This window comes from Bacilliculturomica massiliensis (genome assembly GCF_900605495.1).
In the GTDB taxonomy this organism is placed as follows: Bacteria; Bacillota; Clostridia; order Peptostreptococcales; family Anaerovoracaceae; genus Bacilliculturomica; species Bacilliculturomica massiliensis.
This window is the reverse complement of sequence record NZ_LR027603.1, coordinates 774,391-790,239: the sequence shown is the minus strand read 5'-3', so window position 1 is coordinate 790,239 and position 15,849 is coordinate 774,391. Positions and strand designations below refer to the sequence as shown.

At 58.6% G+C, this 15,849-nt stretch carries 13 protein-coding genes; all 13 read right to left on the bottom strand.

Annotation, left to right across the window (positions count from 1 at the left end; translation table 11 throughout):
- Window positions 1–57: 57 nt before the first annotated feature.
- Window positions 58–603, bottom strand: coding sequence for a phosphoribosyltransferase family protein (locus tag E0E37_RS12955; protein WP_130863439.1), 546 nt, complete (start codon window positions 601–603; stop codon window positions 58–60).
- Window positions 604–648: 45 nt separating this feature from the next.
- On the bottom strand, window positions 649–1,719 hold the full coding sequence (locus E0E37_RS12950; RefSeq protein ID WP_130863438.1) for an NCS2 family permease: 1,071 nt from the start codon (window positions 1,717–1,719) through the stop codon (window positions 649–651).
- A 90-nt stretch (window positions 1,720–1,809) separates the two neighbouring features.
- A complete protein-coding gene (locus E0E37_RS12945) occupies window positions 1,810–3,576 on the bottom strand; it encodes an adenine deaminase C-terminal domain-containing protein (protein WP_130863437.1) in 1,767 nt (588 codons plus the stop codon).
- 150 nt (window positions 3,577–3,726) lie between these two features.
- Window positions 3,727–5,127, bottom strand: a complete 1,401-nt coding sequence (locus E0E37_RS12940; protein WP_216858908.1) for an MATE family efflux transporter — start codon at window positions 5,125–5,127, stop codon at window positions 3,727–3,729.
- A gap of 251 nt (window positions 5,128–5,378) precedes the next feature.
- The gene (locus tag E0E37_RS12935; RefSeq protein ID WP_246019731.1) at window positions 5,379–6,227 is read right to left on the bottom strand and encodes a MurR/RpiR family transcriptional regulator; all 849 of its coding nucleotides are present in this window, start codon (window positions 6,225–6,227) and stop codon (window positions 5,379–5,381) included.
- Between the two features lie 25 nt (window positions 6,228–6,252).
- Entirely contained in the window at window positions 6,253–7,221 is a 969-nt protein-coding gene (locus E0E37_RS12930; RefSeq protein WP_130863436.1) for a D-2-hydroxyacid dehydrogenase, read from the bottom strand.
- Window positions 7,222–7,375: 154 nt separating this feature from the next.
- Window positions 7,376–8,890: a xylulokinase gene (locus tag E0E37_RS12925; RefSeq protein WP_130863435.1), complete on the bottom strand. Its 1,515-nt coding sequence runs from the start codon at window positions 8,888–8,890 to the stop codon at window positions 7,376–7,378.
- A gap of 62 nt (window positions 8,891–8,952) precedes the next feature.
- Entirely contained in the window at window positions 8,953–9,789 is an 837-nt protein-coding gene (locus tag E0E37_RS12920) for a class I fructose-bisphosphate aldolase (RefSeq protein WP_130863434.1), read from the bottom strand.
- A 93-nt stretch (window positions 9,790–9,882) separates the two neighbouring features.
- Complete coding sequence (locus tag E0E37_RS12915) at window positions 9,883–10,929, bottom strand: zinc-binding dehydrogenase (protein ID WP_246019730.1); 1,047 nt, start codon at window positions 10,927–10,929, stop codon at window positions 9,883–9,885.
- Between the two features lie 6 nt (window positions 10,930–10,935).
- Window positions 10,936–11,967 carry an ABC transporter permease gene (locus E0E37_RS12910; RefSeq protein ID WP_130863433.1) on the bottom strand — a complete coding sequence of 344 codons (1,032 nt, stop codon included), beginning with the start codon at window positions 11,965–11,967 and terminating at the stop codon, window positions 10,936–10,938.
- Window positions 11,964–13,457: a sugar ABC transporter ATP-binding protein gene (locus tag E0E37_RS12905; RefSeq protein WP_130863432.1), complete on the bottom strand. Its 1,494-nt coding sequence runs from the start codon at window positions 13,455–13,457 to the stop codon at window positions 11,964–11,966. Before E0E37_RS12905 ends, E0E37_RS12910 begins: the two co-directional genes overlap by 4 nt.
- Before the next feature lie 81 nt (window positions 13,458–13,538).
- Window positions 13,539–14,666: a substrate-binding domain-containing protein gene (locus E0E37_RS12900; protein WP_130863431.1), complete on the bottom strand. Its 1,128-nt coding sequence runs from the start codon at window positions 14,664–14,666 to the stop codon at window positions 13,539–13,541.
- Between the two features lie 155 nt (window positions 14,667–14,821).
- Entirely contained in the window at window positions 14,822–15,799 is a 978-nt protein-coding gene (locus E0E37_RS12895; protein ID WP_165445353.1) for a phosphotriesterase family protein, read from the bottom strand.
- Window positions 15,800–15,849 lie beyond the last annotated feature (50 nt).

Sequence of the window (15,849 nt, the reverse complement as noted above, 5' to 3'; positions counted from 1 at the left end):
TCCCCTGTTTCCTGTTCTTACTGCCGCGGCTGGAAAGCCCGGCCTCTCACCCTGCTCCTACCTGTGAAACAGCGGCAGATTTCCCAGCGCGATCACATCGGTGTGCTGTCCCGGGTCTCCCTCGGTGAGAATGGACACCTTTCCCACCACCTGGCCCCCAGCCTGTTTCACCAGCATCGAAATGGCCTCGATGGACTCCCCTGTGGAGATCACATCGTCCACCAGAAGCACTCTTTTTCCGCACACCGCAGCCGCGTCGGCCCCGTCCAGACAGAGCTTCTGCTCCTTCTGCGTGGTGATGGAGTTGACGCTGATCTCCAGAGGATCTCTCATATACGGCTTGACGCTTTTTCTCGCCACGATATAGCGTTTCATATTCAAACAGCGGGCCAGCTCGTGGGCCAGCGGGATCCCCTTAGCCTCCGCCGTCACGATCCAGTCGGCCTCCGGGACCATGCCGGAGAGCTCCTTCGCCGCCGCGCAGACCAGCTCGCAATCGCCCAGAATGACGAAGGACGCCACGGAAAGCGATTCGTTGAGCGCCACCACAGGCAGCTCCCGCTTTACTCCGGCCACCGTGACCGGATAAGATTTCTGTTCCATTGTATTTCTCCTTTGCCAGCTGTGCTGATCATCCGAACTGCCTGACTATACCATACCCAGAGGACCGGCCAGGAGCTTCACAAGAATGCCTGCCAAAATGCCGAAGAACGGGTCGGTGGTAGCGGTCACAGCCAGCGTAGTGCCGCAGGCCAGAGAACCGAGTGCGTCGTTGCCCGCGAAGGCAAGAGAAGCGTTTTCCGGCATGGTCACAAAGACGCCCAGAACGAACAGCGTGCCCGCGATCGCCTGCACCGGTACGTATCTTGCGATCTTCGGAAGAAGTCCCGTCAGCAGCAGCACCATCATGATACCCATGAGCAGCACCGCGGAGGTCTTCGGATTGGGCGTAGCCGCCGTGGCGGAAATGATCACGGATACCGGCGCGCCCCCGAAAATGGAGGACGCAGCGTCGGCCAGACCGGAATAGATGGAAATGTGATCGGCGTTGGCCGTGGCTCCTGCGATATCGGCAGTGATGCCGCCGTAGGCGATATTTCCTCCGATGGTCAGGCAGATGACGGAGAGCGCTCCCCGCACCACGGCAAAATTCAGCGTCGGCTTCTGCAGCTTGAACCCTTCTCTGTTCACCTCGCCCACCTCGATCTCGCCGTCGATAAAGCGCGCTGCGATGGATGTGACCACAACGCCGCAGACGATGGTGTAGACCAGATCCTTGGTGACCGCATAGACCAGGATGGCCGTCACCATGGACACCGTTCCTGTCTTTACATTCTCCTTTACCAGATCCAGGGCCACCTTGGCCAGAAAAACGCCTACGCCGGCCATCATGGCGCAGATGACGTCGTCTCCCGCCAGACTGGTTATGTTCTCCAGCAGACCGAAGGCGCCGATGAAGACCATGGCCACGCCGCCGAGAAAGATGATGGACACTCTCTCCCGCACGTTCCGTCCCAGCGCCCCTGCCATGGTGATGGTCTCCGCCTGAAAGGAGATCGGCACCACGGAATTAAAAGCCACGCATCCGCCGATGCCGATGGCGTACGCGATGGCTGAAGGCAGCATGGCAAACCCGAAGGACATGGCCAGAATGGCCTGAGTCGTGGCGTCCAGACAGCCCGCCACGGCAGATAAAATATCAGTTATGGTAATTGGCATAGATACACTCCTTATTCGTTTTATTCCGCATAAAATCTCTGTTTTTTCTTCTTTGTTTCGTGTAATTAAGTGTGATCAGGTATTCCCGCCTTACTCTGCCACAACGTCCACAAAGCAGCCCTTCATCACATCTACCAGTCCCCGGTTGGAGAGACCTCCGTCCGGAATGACCACCAGCGTCAGCAGCAGGCTCAGCGTGAACACAGCGTCGGACAGCGTTCCGCCCAGCTGTTCGTAGGCTTTCTGCAGCGCCTGAAAATCCTCTTCCAGATCTGCGAAGGACTTGTCTGACATGATGCCGAAGATGGGCATGGCGATCTTTGCGATCACTTTGCCTTCCGATACCAGTACGACTCCGCCCTGCATCTCCGTCACCGCGTTGACGGCGGCGCAGATATCTTCATCGCTGACGCCCACCGCGATCATATTCTGCGTATCCTGACCGATGGAACCGGCGATGGCGCCTTTCTTCAGATCGTAGCCCCGAACGAAGCCCACGCTGCTGCCTTTGCCTCTGCCGTAGCGCTCCAGCGTGACAGCCTTGAGGGCGTCCTGCTGCGTATCGGATTCCACACAGCCGTCTTTCACCGGCAGGACCAGTTCATCCAGCGTGGTGGCTACGGTCTGGTCGATGGCGGTGAGGACGCGGACTTTGACCCGGTCCTTCCCCTCCGGAGCGCTCACCTTCAGATCTGCCGGGGTCAGTTCCGGCAGACTGATGGAGTTCAGCGCCTTCTGGGGATACGTGACTCTGGGCAGCTTCAGATCTCTGGGGATCTCTTTCCCGTCCACAAATACCATCTTTGTGTTGAAGTCTTTCAGGTCCTCCACCAGCACCAGATCAGCCTCATATCCCGGCGCCACCGCTCCCACGCGGTGGTCGATGCGGTGCGCTCTGGCCACGTTGATGGTGGCCATCTGGACCGCCGTCATGGGATCCACTCCCTCCGCCACGATCTGGCGCAGCGCGTAATTCAGGTGACCTCTATGTACCATATCCGTCACATTGATACAGCCGTCGGTGGACAGCAGCAGACGGGACGTGTCGGTCAGGCGCTTTACCAGTTCGCCTGCTGAAGCCGGTTCCGCCAGAGAGCCCCGGCGAATGACCACGTACACGCCCATGCCGTACTTCTCATACATCTCGTCCACAGTCACAGATTCGTGATCGGTGCGGATGGGACCGGTGCCGAAATACGCCATGGCGTCGCAGCCGGTGACTCCGGGAGCGTGTCCGTCAAAGAGCAGCTCATTTTCCCTTCCGTATGCCAGAATGGAGAGCAGTTCCGGTTCAGCGGCCAGCACCCGGCCGAAATCCATGGTCTCCGCAATCCCCTTCACCAGCGGGATGTTCCGGCTCTCCTTCAGAGAATCCAGCGTCACCTCAAATCCGGCGTCCTCCAGCGCGGGCGCTGACGGCACGCAGGGAGGCGTCATCAGCACTACTTTCAGCGGCGTTTTGCAGAACTCATCCGCCAGCAGGGCCATGCCCTCGTTGCCCATCACGTTCACCGTGTCGTGGGGGTCCATGACCACCGTAGTCGTTCCCCAGGGAAGCACCCCCTCCGCAAAGGGTACCGCCGAGACGTAGGCCATCTCCACGTGGGTGTGAGCGTCGATCAGACCGGGGATCATGTACAGACCCGCCGCGTCGATCTCTCTCTCCGCCTCCGGACCTTCCCCCGCAGGATAGGTGCCGGCCACGATCCCGTCGCACACGGCTACGTCGCTGAGCTCCTCCGTCCGCAGAAATACGTTGACGAGCCTCGCGTTGCGGATGGTCAGATCCGCCTTCCCCCTCTTTCGAGCAACGTCCATGCGCCGCGAGATCTTTTTCATTTGTTCTTCCAGATGCATCGTTTCCTCCTGTCAATACCTTGAACATTTTTACATAAATACCGGCAGAATGTTCGTCTCATTCTGCCGGTACATTTTAAACTTCAGATTATTATACGTCTATCCCGGCCCCTTTACAAGATGTCTTGCACATTTTGTCGAAAGATACTTTTACGGCGTTATTTCCCCCTTCTCCGGCTCATCCTCCCGGGTGTCCACCAGCACGCAGATCCACTTTTTCTGCTTGTAGCGGTACCAGCAGATGATCGCTTTCAGGATATCGGCCGAAGACACCATGGCCACCACCAGCGGCAGCGGAAAATGAAACAGCGTCACTCCGGCAAAAGCCATGGGCAGGCCCACCAGCCAGTTTCCGAGAACGTCCACCACCATGCAGAAACGGGTGTCGCCCCCGGCGCGCAGAATGCCGCAGATCAGCAGATATTCAAACATTTTGGGCGTGATGAACAGCGCCCAAACAAAGAGGGTGCTTTTCAGCAGTTCTGTTGTCGCCCCGTCGAATCTGTAGAAGCTGGCGATGGGTCCCCTCACGGAGATCAGCGCCAGCGTAACGATAAAATTCATCACCATGACGATGTTGAGGACTCGTTTGGCGTCCATCTCCACCTCGTCCGTGCGTCCCTGCCCCAGCTTCTCGCCGATCATGACCGCCGCGGCGTTGCCCAGACCGAAATAGATGGACTGGGAAAACTCGTTGACCACCGAGGCCACCTGCGCCACCGCCAGAGCAGAGGCGCCCAGGATCCCGTAGGCGATAAAATACGCGGAGGTGGCTATGCTCCACGTTCCCTCAGAGATGACCACCGGCAGCGCCGTCTTCATGACCTTGCGGAACATATCGCTCCCGAAGGAGGTCAGCTCCTTGAAGGAAGCCGCCAGCGGATGGCTGCGGTCGTGGTAAATGTAGATGATGAGCACAGAAAACTCCGTGATCCTGGCGATCAGCGTGGCCAAAGCGGCGCCACGCACACCCAGCCGGGGCATGCCCAGGTTGCCGTAGATCAGCCCGTAATTCAGCACGGTATTGACCAGCATGGCCGCCGCGTTTATACAGGTGGGCCCGGCCAGCCTCTGGATCGATCTGGAGTTAAAGCTGAGCACATAGGACAGAGCCGTGAAAACATAAGAAAAGCAGACCAGCCGCAGATACTGCGTACCGTAGGCGATGACCTCCGGATCCTTGGCAAACAGCCACAGAATATGAGGGGCGCCAAAAAAAGCGCCGACCGTAAAGCAGAGCGCCATGGTCCCGCCCACCGCGAAGTCGATGCCCACCACCTTGCGGATGCCGGAGATATCCTGAGCGCCCCAGAACTGCGCCGTATATACGGCGGCCCCGCTGTAGATGCCGAAAGCGGTCATACTGAATATAAAATAGACCTGGTTGGCAGCTCCCACCGCAGCCAGTTCATCCACGCCCACACGGCCGATCATAAGCGTATCGATCAGATTCAGCCCGATGCTGATGAGATTCTGCAGCATGACGGGAAAGGCGATCATGATCATTTTTCTGTAAAAGAACGCCCCACTGCCTCTGATATCCTTTGTCACCTACTCGCCTCCTTCTCTCATTTCCAAAATCCCCCCGCTCCGGACCGAACGGCCCTTTTTCCCGGCCGCTGCCGGCCGCGGCAGCAGATGGGATTAAAGCGTTTTATCTACCTAGATACTAACATTGGGCCAAGCTCCTTGTCAACTCCGGCCGGGACAACATTTCTCCCGGCCGGCCGGAGCGTTCCGAACGTTTGCCCTCCTGCAGAGAAAAAAAGAACTGCCCCTGATCGAGCAGTCTTTTTATCCCGTCAATATTTATTGCTCGCTGTGGCTTTTCTCGTCTTCTGGATCGCCTCGTAAGCTTCATCATAAATATCGATGCTTATTTTCGCGACCACCGCGTCCATCAGCGCCAGCTGCGCGATCCGCGCGCTGACCGATTCCGATTTGAAGACCGTCTGCTTTGTGGCTACGAAGAGCGGAATGTCCGCCATCTTGGACAGGGGCGACGATCCCGCCGCCGTCAGGGCGATGGTGGTAGCCCCCTGCATCTTGGCCTGTATCATACAGTTCAGAATGGTACGGTTGCTGCCCGAGTGGGAGATGCACAGCGCCACATCGCCCTTTTCCAGCAGCGACGCGGACATGGCCTGCAGATCGGCGTCAGCGACGGCGCTGGCTTTGATCCCGATCTTCAGCAGCTTGTGCTGGACATCCATGCCCACCACCAGACTGCCGCCGCTGCCGTAGATCTCCACTCTGCGGGCGCCCTCCAGCGCTTTGACCACCGCCTCCACCGCCTCGTAATCCACCATGGAAAGAGTCTCGTTCAGCGCGGCCACTTCCGTATTGAAGATCTTTGCGCAGACCGTCTCGGTACTGTCGTCCTGATCCAGCTCCTGATTGAAATGTTTATACGGGGGGATCACGTCCCCCGCCAGGCTGATCTTGAATTCCTGATAACCCTTATAGCCCATCTTCTTGCAGAAACGGACCACGGAAGCGTCGCTGGTGTTGGACAGCTCCGCCAGCTCCGACACATTGCAGTTCAGCACCTCGCTGAAATGCTCAAGAACGTATTCTCCTACCTTCATCTCCGCCTTCGGCAGGCTGCTCAGTCTCTCCATTATAACAGTCTTGCACGATTGATTGGTCAAAGCGGACCCCCCTCTTCCAACAGATCTATTTGTTTACCACATTGACCGGCGCGCCGGCTAAAAAGGCCTTCAGATTTTTCACGGCAATGTCCATGAGCCGCTGCCTGCTCTCCTTTGGAGCCCACGAAATGTGGGGCGTGATGATGCAGTTTTTCGCCGTCAGCAGAGGATTGCCGCCCCTGATCGGCTCCGTGCTCACCACGTCAAGCCCCGCGGCGTACACCTTGCCGCTGTTCAGCGCGTCGGCCAGATCCTGCTCTGCGATCAGCTGTCCTCTGGAATTGTTGAGGATGATGACGCCGTCCTTCATCTTGGCGATGTTGTCCCTGTTGATGATCCTCTCCGTCTCAGGAAACAGCGGACAGTGCAGGGCGATGACGTCGGACTGTGAAAAAAGCTCATCCAGACCGACGTACCGGCAGGTATGGCTCTCCAGCGTCGGATCCTGATGGGCGTCGAAAGCCAGCACCTGCATGCCCAGCGCCTGAGCCAGCTTTCCCATCGCCTGTCCGATGCGGCCGTAACCAATGATGCCCATGGTCTTTCCATCCAGCTCGATCAGGGGATGATCCCAGAAACACCAGTCCGGACTGCTCTCCCAGCGCCCCTCTTTGACCGCCTGATCGTGATGGCCGATATGATGGCAGATCTCCAGCAACAGCCCGATGGCGAACTGTCCCACCGCCGCCGTCCCGTATGTGGGGATATTGCAGACAGGTACGCCTTTCTCCTTTGCCGCCGCGCAATCCACCACATTGTACCCTGTGGCCAGCACACCCACGTATCGAATTCCCGGACAGCGTTCAAACACAGCCGCTGGCAGCGGCGTCTTGTTTGTGATGACGATCTCCGCGTCTCCGATGCGCTCCGCGATCTCATCCACATTCCGGACGTCGGTCCGGTCGTACACCGTCAGATCTCCCAGAGCTTCAAAGCCGCTCCAGCTCAGATCGCCGGGATTCTCCGTATATCCGTCAAGAATGACAATTTTCATAGGCCACCTCCATGCGCTGCCTGATCATTTCTTTTTGTATGTGAAAAAAAGTTTCCTTTGGAAACATTGAGCTTCTTTTATTTTATCAGAAAAATGCTTTCATGAAAAGAACTGTCTTTCAAGTCGGAAGACCCGCAGCCGCCGAAAGACCCGATCAAAACAGCTCCTTCAGCCTGGGATAAAGTTCTGTATAGATCCGGTACCGCTGGTCGTAAACGCCGCGGTTTTCCACGCCTGCCCGCACCGTCCGGTACGTCTTCCTTTCGACCCGCTCCGACGCGGAGACGGGGTCGGAAAACAGCCCCGCTCCCACTCCGGCGAGAAGGGCGGCTCCCACGGGCGCCATGTCTCCCCTCTCCAGAATGTGTATGTCCGCTCCCAGAATATCCGCTTTCAGCTGCGCCCAGATCAGGCTTTTCGCACCGCCGCCGAGAGAGATGAATTCCTCCGTCCTGCGTCCCGCCACCTTCTCCGCGATCTCCGACAGCTGCCGCAGACCGTATCCGCAGGCTTCAAGCACAGCGCGGATCATGTCGTCCCGGGTGGTGGAAAGGGACATGCCGAAGAACACGCCTCTGGCCCGGGAGTCCCAGACAGGACTGCGCTCCCCCATCATATAGGGCAGGAACACCACGCCGCCTGCACCGGGAACCGACCGTTCCGCCGCCCGGTCCATGGCGGCGAAGGCCTTTTCTCCGCCGTCCCGCTCCGTCTCTTTATAATCCGGACAGAACTGATCGCGAAACCAGCGCAGCGAACTTCCCGTGTGCGACAGCGCGCCCTGCCAGATCCACGTCCCCTCCACCACGTGACAGCGGTTGATAAAACTCCGGCTGAACCGGGGCTGATCCACGCACACGGTCAGCACATCGGTAGAACCCACGGATTCGCAGACGTCCCCGTTCCCGGTGACTCCCGCCGCCAGAGAGGCGCAGGCCGTATCTCCCCCGCCGATGACCACCGGGGTCCCGGCGGGGATCCCCATGCCGATCAGTTCCTTTTCGATCAGTTCGCCCACGATCTGATGGGAGGCCAGCAGAGGCGGCAGCTTTTCCATATCGATGCCCACAGCTTCGCACAGCTCCCGGGACCACTTTTTTTCGCCCGCCGTCTCAAACAGAGCGGTGTAGGAGGCGTTGGAATGATCCATGGCAAACTGCCCCGTCAGCCAGGCGGCCACCATGGTGTTCACATGGCCGAACCATCTGGTCTTCTCGTACACCTCCGGCAGATTGCGCTTGATCCAGAGCATGGAGGTTCCGGAGATGGCCCCGGCCATGACCGTGTTGGCCGTGAGAGCGAACAGCCGCTCCTCCCCCACATTCTCCCGGATCCACTCCGCCTCGCCGGCGCTGCGGCAGTCCGAATAGATGATAGGGTCCACCAGCAGACTGCCCTGGCTGTCGAAGGCGCAGAGACCGGGACAGAGACAGGATATGCCGATGCCCGCGGCCTCCGCCGCCGGAATTCCATCCGCAAGAAACAGCGCGGAAAAGCAGTTCATCATTGCTCTTCTCAGGTCCCGTCCGTCGATCTCAGCCTTTCCGCCCTCGCCGGTGACCACACGATAACTCTCGCTGCGCAGGGCCAGAAGGATCCCCGACTCATCCACCGCAGCCACCTTCACGCTGGCGGTGCCCACGTCGATTCCCAGAGTGTAGCGTTTCATCTCTCTCCTCCCATTCACCGGTCTGCGGCGCCGGATCTGACCAGCGATAACGTACCGGTACACTAGAACTGATCGTAATTTTTATCCGCCTCCAGCTGGGCCAGCAGCTCCTTCGCTTCCTTGACGCTGTACCCTTCGTGGATCATATAGCGCAGAGCGATGACCAGCGCGGTAATGTCTTTATAATCCCATACGAACCGTCCCATGGTCACGCCTCCCACGCCGCAGTCCATGGCGTCTCTGGTCATGTTCAGATAATCGTCCAGAGTCTTGCAGGAATCTCCGCCCTGGATCACCACTCTGGCGGGACAGCAGTCCACCACCTTTGCCATGGATTCCGGGTCTCCCGTATAAGTGGTCTTTATGATATCGATCCCCAGCTCCGCCGCGCTGCGCACGCAGTAGGCGATATTTTCCCAGGCTGTCCGCTTATCGGCGGGCACCGACTCCCCTTTGGGATAGACGTGGCCGATCAGGGGCATTCCCTTCCGCATGCATTCTTCCGAAAACCGGCCGATCTCCGCAAACTGCTGAGCCTGATAATCCCCCAGCGTCATGGCCCCGATGGACACCGCGTCGGCTCCCATGCGGATCGCCTCGTCCACGGTGCCGAAGGCCGCGTCATATGTGGGGTGAGTGGGCGCGTAGCTGGAGCATTTCAGCAGCAGCGACACCTTCCCCGCGTGCTGCCACATACAGTGCTCCGCGATCCCCTTCGTCATGGTCATGGCGTCCGGTCTCCCTGCCACGATGGCGTCTATGGTCTTCTGGATGGGCTGCAGTCCTGTCATGGGCGCGATCCCTCTGGAGATGGCGTGATCCACCGTGATCGCCATCATCTTATTGCTCCTGGGATTTACCAGCCTGCTCATACGTACTGCTTTTCCTAACATAGCCATATTCGTTACCTCTCTTCTTTTCCTTTTTTTATGTCACCTTCAATTGAAAGGCGCGCACGGTCCTCTGTCCCCGAAGGCGTCCTCCCTGTTTCTTTACGGTTCGATGAGCACCTTCAGGCCCGCTCCGCTCTTGCAGACTTCGTAGGCCTTCTGAAACTCTTCTATCTTAAATGTGTGCGTCACGATCTCCTTCAGATCGATCTTGCCGCTCTTCACCATCTCCGCCGCGTCGTAGTAATCCTGCCGCCGGTAAGCCGTGCTGCCGTTGACAGTGATCTCGTTGTAATGGATGGTGTTCACCTCCACCGTACACGCTCCCGTTCCCGCAAAGCCGGCGAACAGGTTGACCGTGCCGCCCTTGCGGCAGAGCTTCAGCGTGGGATCCACCAGTGCCGGCACGCCGATAGCCATGACGATGACGTCCATGCCGGCTCCGTCTGTCTCTGCCATGACGATAGCCTCCAGATCTTCCTCCGTAGGATCCACGGCTATATCCGCCCCCAGCTTTTTTGCCTTTTCCCTGCGCGAGGCGATGGGCTCGCTGACGATCACCCTGCGGGCTCCCGCGATCTTGGCCAGCTGCAGATGCATCAGCCCGATGGGGCCCGCTCCCACGATGAGCACATTATCGTTGAAACCCGTCCCCGCGTTCCGCAGTCCCCTGATACAGCAGGACAGCGGCTCGATCAGCGCGCCTTCCTCAAAGGACACGTGATCGGGAAGTTTTACCACGTTCCCGCTCTCAAGGGCCAGCCGGGGGATCAGCACGTATTCCTCGAAGCCTCCGTTAAACTCGTATCCGATGGCCTTCCTGTCCATGCAGGCGTTCTCCCGGCCCGCCAGGCACGCCCTGCAGGAATGGCAGGGGATCACATTGGCCACGGCCACCTTGTCCCCGGGGGCAAAGCCTTTCACATCCCGGCCCACTTCTTTGACGAGCCCGCAGATCTCGTGGCCGATCACCGAGGGGTAGCGGACTCCCTTGGTTTTTTTCCCCTCCAGTATGCGGATGTCCGTGCCGCAGATGGCGGCCTTTTTCATCTCCAGAAGAATATCCCCGTCTCCCACCGCCGGGATATCGATCTCGCCCGGTGCAAAATCGTTGGGAGCCTTCAGTATAACGGCTTTCATTTTTCTCATTGATCCTCACTCCTTTTTATCGGCGGAGGCCCCGGAAGAAGTCGCGGGAGAAGTCCTCTGCCTCAGCTGCCGCCTCCTGGACGCCAGCTTGATCACGTTATTTTTCATCACTTCAAAGTACACGGCGACGACGATGATAAGACCTGTGGCTATGTACTGATAGAAGGTGTCCATGCCGATCACCACCAGCCCCACTCTCAGAGCGGACAGCGTCAGCGCTCCCAGAACGGTTCCGAGTATGCTGCCCTTTCCCCCCGCCAGACTGGCTCCGCCGATGGCCGCCGCGGCGATGGCGTTCAGCTCGTAGCCCTGTCCTGCCGTGGGTTCCCCGGTCCCCAGCCGCGCCAGGGTGACCATTCCCGCCATGGCGGAGGCCAGGCCGCAGAGGGCGTATGCCACGATCTTATACCGGTCGGTGTTGACTCCCGACAACTTGGTAGCCTCCTCGTTGGAGCCGATGGAATAGATATAGACGCCGGCCCGGGTGCGCTTCAGTACAAAGGCGAAGACCACGGCCATCAGCAGCAGATAGATCATGGACATGCGGACGCCGTCCACCACCTCGTTCTGAAACAGGGACCGGAAAGCGGAGGGAATGTTCAGCACCGGCCACCCGTCGGTGATGACGTAGGCCACGCCCCGCAGGATGCTGCAGGTGCCCAGAGTGGCGATGAAGGGCTGCAGCTTCATTTTCGTGATGAGCAGACCGTTGACGCTCCCCAGCGCCAGCCCCAGCAGCATCCCGATCCCCATGACCGCCACGGGAGGCAGGCCGGAGACGGCCAGCTGGCCGCAGGCCACGATGGCCACTGCCATGATCGAACCCACGGACAGGTCGATGCCCCCTGTAATGATGGCAAACGTCACGCCGATGGCCAGAAAGCCGTTGATCACCGCCTGTTCGATGATATCGATCAGATTGGCCAGGTCCATGTACCGCGGCTCTTTCGCAGAGAATATAACGACGATCACGATCAGCACAAACAGCGTAGCCAATTCGCGGTTCAGCCGCTTTGCCGTATTTTTGAGCTTATTCATTGTCCGACTCCTCCCATCGCATAACTCAGTATGATTTCTTCGCTCAGCTCCGCCTTGGCCAGCTCCGCCGCGATCCTGCCTTCCCGCATCACGATCACCCGGTCGCTCATACCGATGACTTCCGGGAGCTCAGACGATACCATGATGATGGAATTGCCCCCGGCCGCAAATTCTTCCATCAGACGGTATATTTCCGCTTTCGCGCCCACATCCACGCCCTTGGTCGGTTCGTCGAAGATGAGAATCCCAGCCTCCGTGGCCAGCCATTTGGCCAGGATCACTTTCTGCTGATTTCCGCCGGAAAGATTCACCGTCAGCACCTCCGGATCCCTGAGATTCAGACGGATGGCCTGGGCGTACTTGTTGAAATTGTCCAGTATTTTTTTAAAGTTCAGCACGCCGCACCCGGACAGCCGCGGCAGAGCCGCCAGCGCGATGTTCATCGAGTTGTCCAGTTCTCCCACGAAACCCTCGGTCTTGCGGTTTTCGGAGAGCAGACCGATGCCTGCGGAAAGCCCCTGTCTGGGAGAATGGATCTCCGTTTTCTTTCCGTGTACGTATATCTCTCCCTCATATCTGGCGTCGGCGCCGAACAGCGCTCTCACCACGTTGGTCCTCTTTGCCCCCACCAGTCCCGCGAAGCCCAGGATCTCTCCCCTGCGCAGCGTGAAGCTGATATCCGAATAACCGGGCCCCGACATATTCCTGACTTCCAGGGCCGTCTCGTCCCTCACACAGGACGGCATGGTGCGCACCGCGTAGCTGGACACCGAACGGCCCACCATGTTTCGCACCAGCTCGTCTCTCGGGGTCTCCGCCACATCGCAGGTCAGCACGTACTTTCCGTCCCGGAGAATACTGGCCCGGTCCGCCAGACGGGAGATCTCATCCAGCTTATGACTCACATAAAGGATGGTGATCCCCTGCGCCTTCAGCCCCTCGATAACGGCGAAGAGACTTTCGATCTCCACGTTGGAGAGGGAGGCCGTGGGTTCGTCGAAGGAGATGATGCGGGCGTTGTGAAACAGCGCCTTGGCGATGACGATCATCTGCATTTCACCGGCGCTGAGACCCTCGATGCTGTCGCCGCTGGAAAAGGAACAGCCCAGCGAATTCAGCACTTCGTCCGCTCTGCGGTTGACCTCCCCGAAGTTGATGATCCCGGCTCTGGCCGGCTCAAAGCCCAGCACGATATTCTGCCCCACCGTGAGCTGGGGGACGAGATTGATCTCCTGATGAACTTTGGCAATCCCGAAGTTCAGCGCTTCCATGGGATTTCCAAAATTCACCCGTTTTCCGCCGATCCATATATCGCCGCCGTCCGCTGTGTAGACGCCGTGCAGAATATTGAGCAGCGTGGATTTGCCCGCTCCGTTTTCTCCCAGGAGCGCGTGGACCTCCCCGCTTCTGATCTCAAAAGATACGTCCTCCAGCGCTTTGACGCCGGGAAACTCTTTTGTAATATGGTCAAAACGGATGTTCGGTTCCATGGTGATCCCTTCCTTTCTTTGAAATGGAGGATGCTCTCTCAAAAGGCATCCTCCATTTCAGCTTCTGTGGCTATTCTGCTTTTACTCGAACTCGGGATCCGTCCATCCTACGTTCACAGCCGCGTCGTTGTTTACATTGGTGCTGTCAAGGATCTTGACCGGAGTCCACACGACCTTGGGGATCTCCTGGCCCGCCATGACGCGAAGAGCTACCTCGGCTCCCATGTAACCTTCATAGAAGGGGAAGGAGTCGATGGTGGCGGCCATTTCTCCCGCCTTTATGGAATCGTAAGCTTCAGACTGACCGTCGCAGCCGATCACATAGATGTCCTCGTTCAGTTTCAGCTTCGCTTCCTTGACGGCTTCCACCACGCCCAGAGCCATGACGTCGTTGTTGCAGAAGATGGCGTCAAGGTCCGGATAGGTCTGAAGCCATGTGGCCGCCAGGTCCTTGGCCTTCGAGCGGTCCCAGTCGGCGTTCTGACTGGCTACCACTTCGATGTCGGAACCGTTGTCCGCAAACCACTGCTCAAAGCCCTGTGTCCTGTTTCTGGTGACGCCGGTCTTGGGCATGCCCATGACGATGGCTACCTTGCCCTGACCGCCGAGTTTTTCGTTGACCCACTCCGCGGCGATGGCGCCCTGTTCCAGAGCGTTGGGGCCGATAAAACGGTCCGCGCCGTTAAATTCATTGTTGATGGAGAATACGGGAATATTCGCCTCGTGAGCCGCTTCGATCCCCGGAATGCAGTTGGCGTCCGATATGGGCGACAGCAGGATGGCTCCCACGCCCTGACGGACCTGGTCTTTCAGGATGGTCAGCTGTCCTTCCTCGTCGTTCTCGCCCTGAGGGGAACGGGTATCCACAGTAACGTTCATTCCGGCCGCGTTGGCCGCCTCGGACAGCGCCACATAGCCGTTGGAAATTTCCCGCCATACCACGTTCTCGAAGGCCTTTACATTGCCGGCGAAGGCCAGCTCGCCTTCTACCTTGGGAATAGCTCCAAACTGAGCCCGCATCTCCTCGAAGGTGATAGCGTCCGTCTCAGTGAGCGGATCGAAGGTCTCATCGGTGGACGCCCACTGGCTTGCCCCATCGTCCGATCCCTCGCCGCCGTTTCCCCCGTCTCCCTGAGTGCCTCCGCAGGCGGTAAAAGAGAGCGCCAGTACCGAGGCCATCAAGAATGCCAATACTTTTTTGCGTGTCATAACAGTTCTCCTCCATTTGCCCGCAGCTGTCAATCCGTTCCGGAACCTGTGACGATTCCGGACAGGCGCCTTTTGTCAGCTGAGGGTACTTCTTCTTCTCTTGCACTTTGTTTTATTCCAACCGCGTTTCAGCGGCGGTTGTCCCTTTTGGTCCCTCAGCCCGGCTCCCGCCGGCCCTTCCCCGCTCGTCTCAGCGCCGCCGCCGGATTTTTTCTGGTGACGGTATGGATCATCTCCTCCGTAAAGCCCGCTTCGCGAAGGGCAGGAAGGAAGCGGGTGAGGATATAATCCATGCCCACGGCGCTCCCATACGCCTTCAGCCGATCCAGCGTGGGATCCGTGGAGATCAGCAGCTGATCCAGATATCCCTGCTCAGCCATATACTGCATCAGGCGGATCTCCGATTCATTGTCATGTATGTCGAGCATCGTAATGGTATCGTATTCCAGATAGGCCCCCGCTTCCGCGATCTCCCTGTGTACGCCCAGATCTTCTGTCTGCCGGTCCGCGTGGCAGATCAGGACCCGATCCGGCGGCAGCCCAGTCCCCGAAAGGAGATCCAGCGCTTCCACGGCGCCTTTCCCAAAGTCGGTGTGAAGCATCAGAGCCGTGCCGGCTTCCCTGGCCGCGGTCCCAGCCGCCCGCAGCAGCAGTTCCGCGCGGCCCTCCATGGAGTCCTCCGTCCAGACCGCCTTCACGATCCCCGCCCGGATCCGGGTCTGATACTCCGGCAGGCCGTAACAGCCCCCCAGAAACATCCCTTCATCCAGCTCCTGCAGAAACAGCCTTGTCAGCCGGTCTTCATCCATCGAATAGATCCAGTGACCGGGCTCATAGAAAAAACGAAGATGAAATCCGGTGCTGGCGATAATATGTACGCCGCTGGCCTTCGACGCGTCCGCCAGCGCCCTGGCGTCCCGGCCGGTAGCCAGAGGCTGGGCGTCCACCACCGAACAGCCCCCCGCCCTGCGGTACCCCTTCAATTCCTCGATGGAGGCCGCCAGATTTGAGATCCGCAGCTCTCCGTGAGAAAGCTGCGCCGGCGTTTCCACCAGATAGACGTGCTCGTGAGGCTGGCAATGGCCCAGTTCTTCGACGTCTATATCGCCTTCTACTGTTGTGATCCACTCCAAGTCTTTCATCTCCCTTCGCTTCGTTATGACAAGAATAGCACGATTGAAAT

Excerpts from the sequence above, each read along its gene's own strand:
- E0E37_RS12955 (WP_130863439.1), bottom strand. The coding sequence starts at position 603 with ATGGAACAGAAATCTTATCCGGTCACGGTGGCCGGAGTAAAGCGGGAG.
- E0E37_RS12950 (WP_130863438.1), bottom strand. The coding sequence starts at position 1,719 with ATGCCAATTACCATAACTGATATTTTATCTGCCGTGGCGGGCTGTCTG.
- E0E37_RS12945 (WP_130863437.1), bottom strand. The coding sequence starts at position 3,576 with ATGCATCTGGAAGAACAAATGAAAAAGATCTCGCGGCGCATGGACGTT.
- E0E37_RS12930 (WP_130863436.1), bottom strand. The coding sequence starts at position 7,221 with ATGAAAATTGTCATTCTTGACGGATATACGGAGAATCCCGGCGATCTG.
- E0E37_RS12925 (WP_130863435.1), bottom strand. The coding sequence starts at position 8,890 with ATGAAACGCTACACTCTGGGAATCGACGTGGGCACCGCCAGCGTGAAG.
- E0E37_RS12920 (WP_130863434.1), bottom strand. The coding sequence starts at position 9,789 with ATGGCTATGTTAGGAAAAGCAGTACGTATGAGCAGGCTGGTAAATCCC.
- E0E37_RS12915 (WP_246019730.1), bottom strand. The coding sequence starts at position 10,929 with ATGAGAAAAATGAAAGCCGTTATACTGAAGGCTCCCAACGATTTTGCA.
- E0E37_RS12910 (WP_130863433.1), bottom strand. The coding sequence starts at position 11,967 with ATGAATAAGCTCAAAAATACGGCAAAGCGGCTGAACCGCGAATTGGCT.
- E0E37_RS12905 (WP_130863432.1), bottom strand. The coding sequence starts at position 13,457 with ATGGAACCGAACATCCGTTTTGACCATATTACAAAAGAGTTTCCCGGC.
- E0E37_RS12900 (WP_130863431.1), bottom strand. The coding sequence starts at position 14,666 with ATGACACGCAAAAAAGTATTGGCATTCTTGATGGCCTCGGTACTGGCG.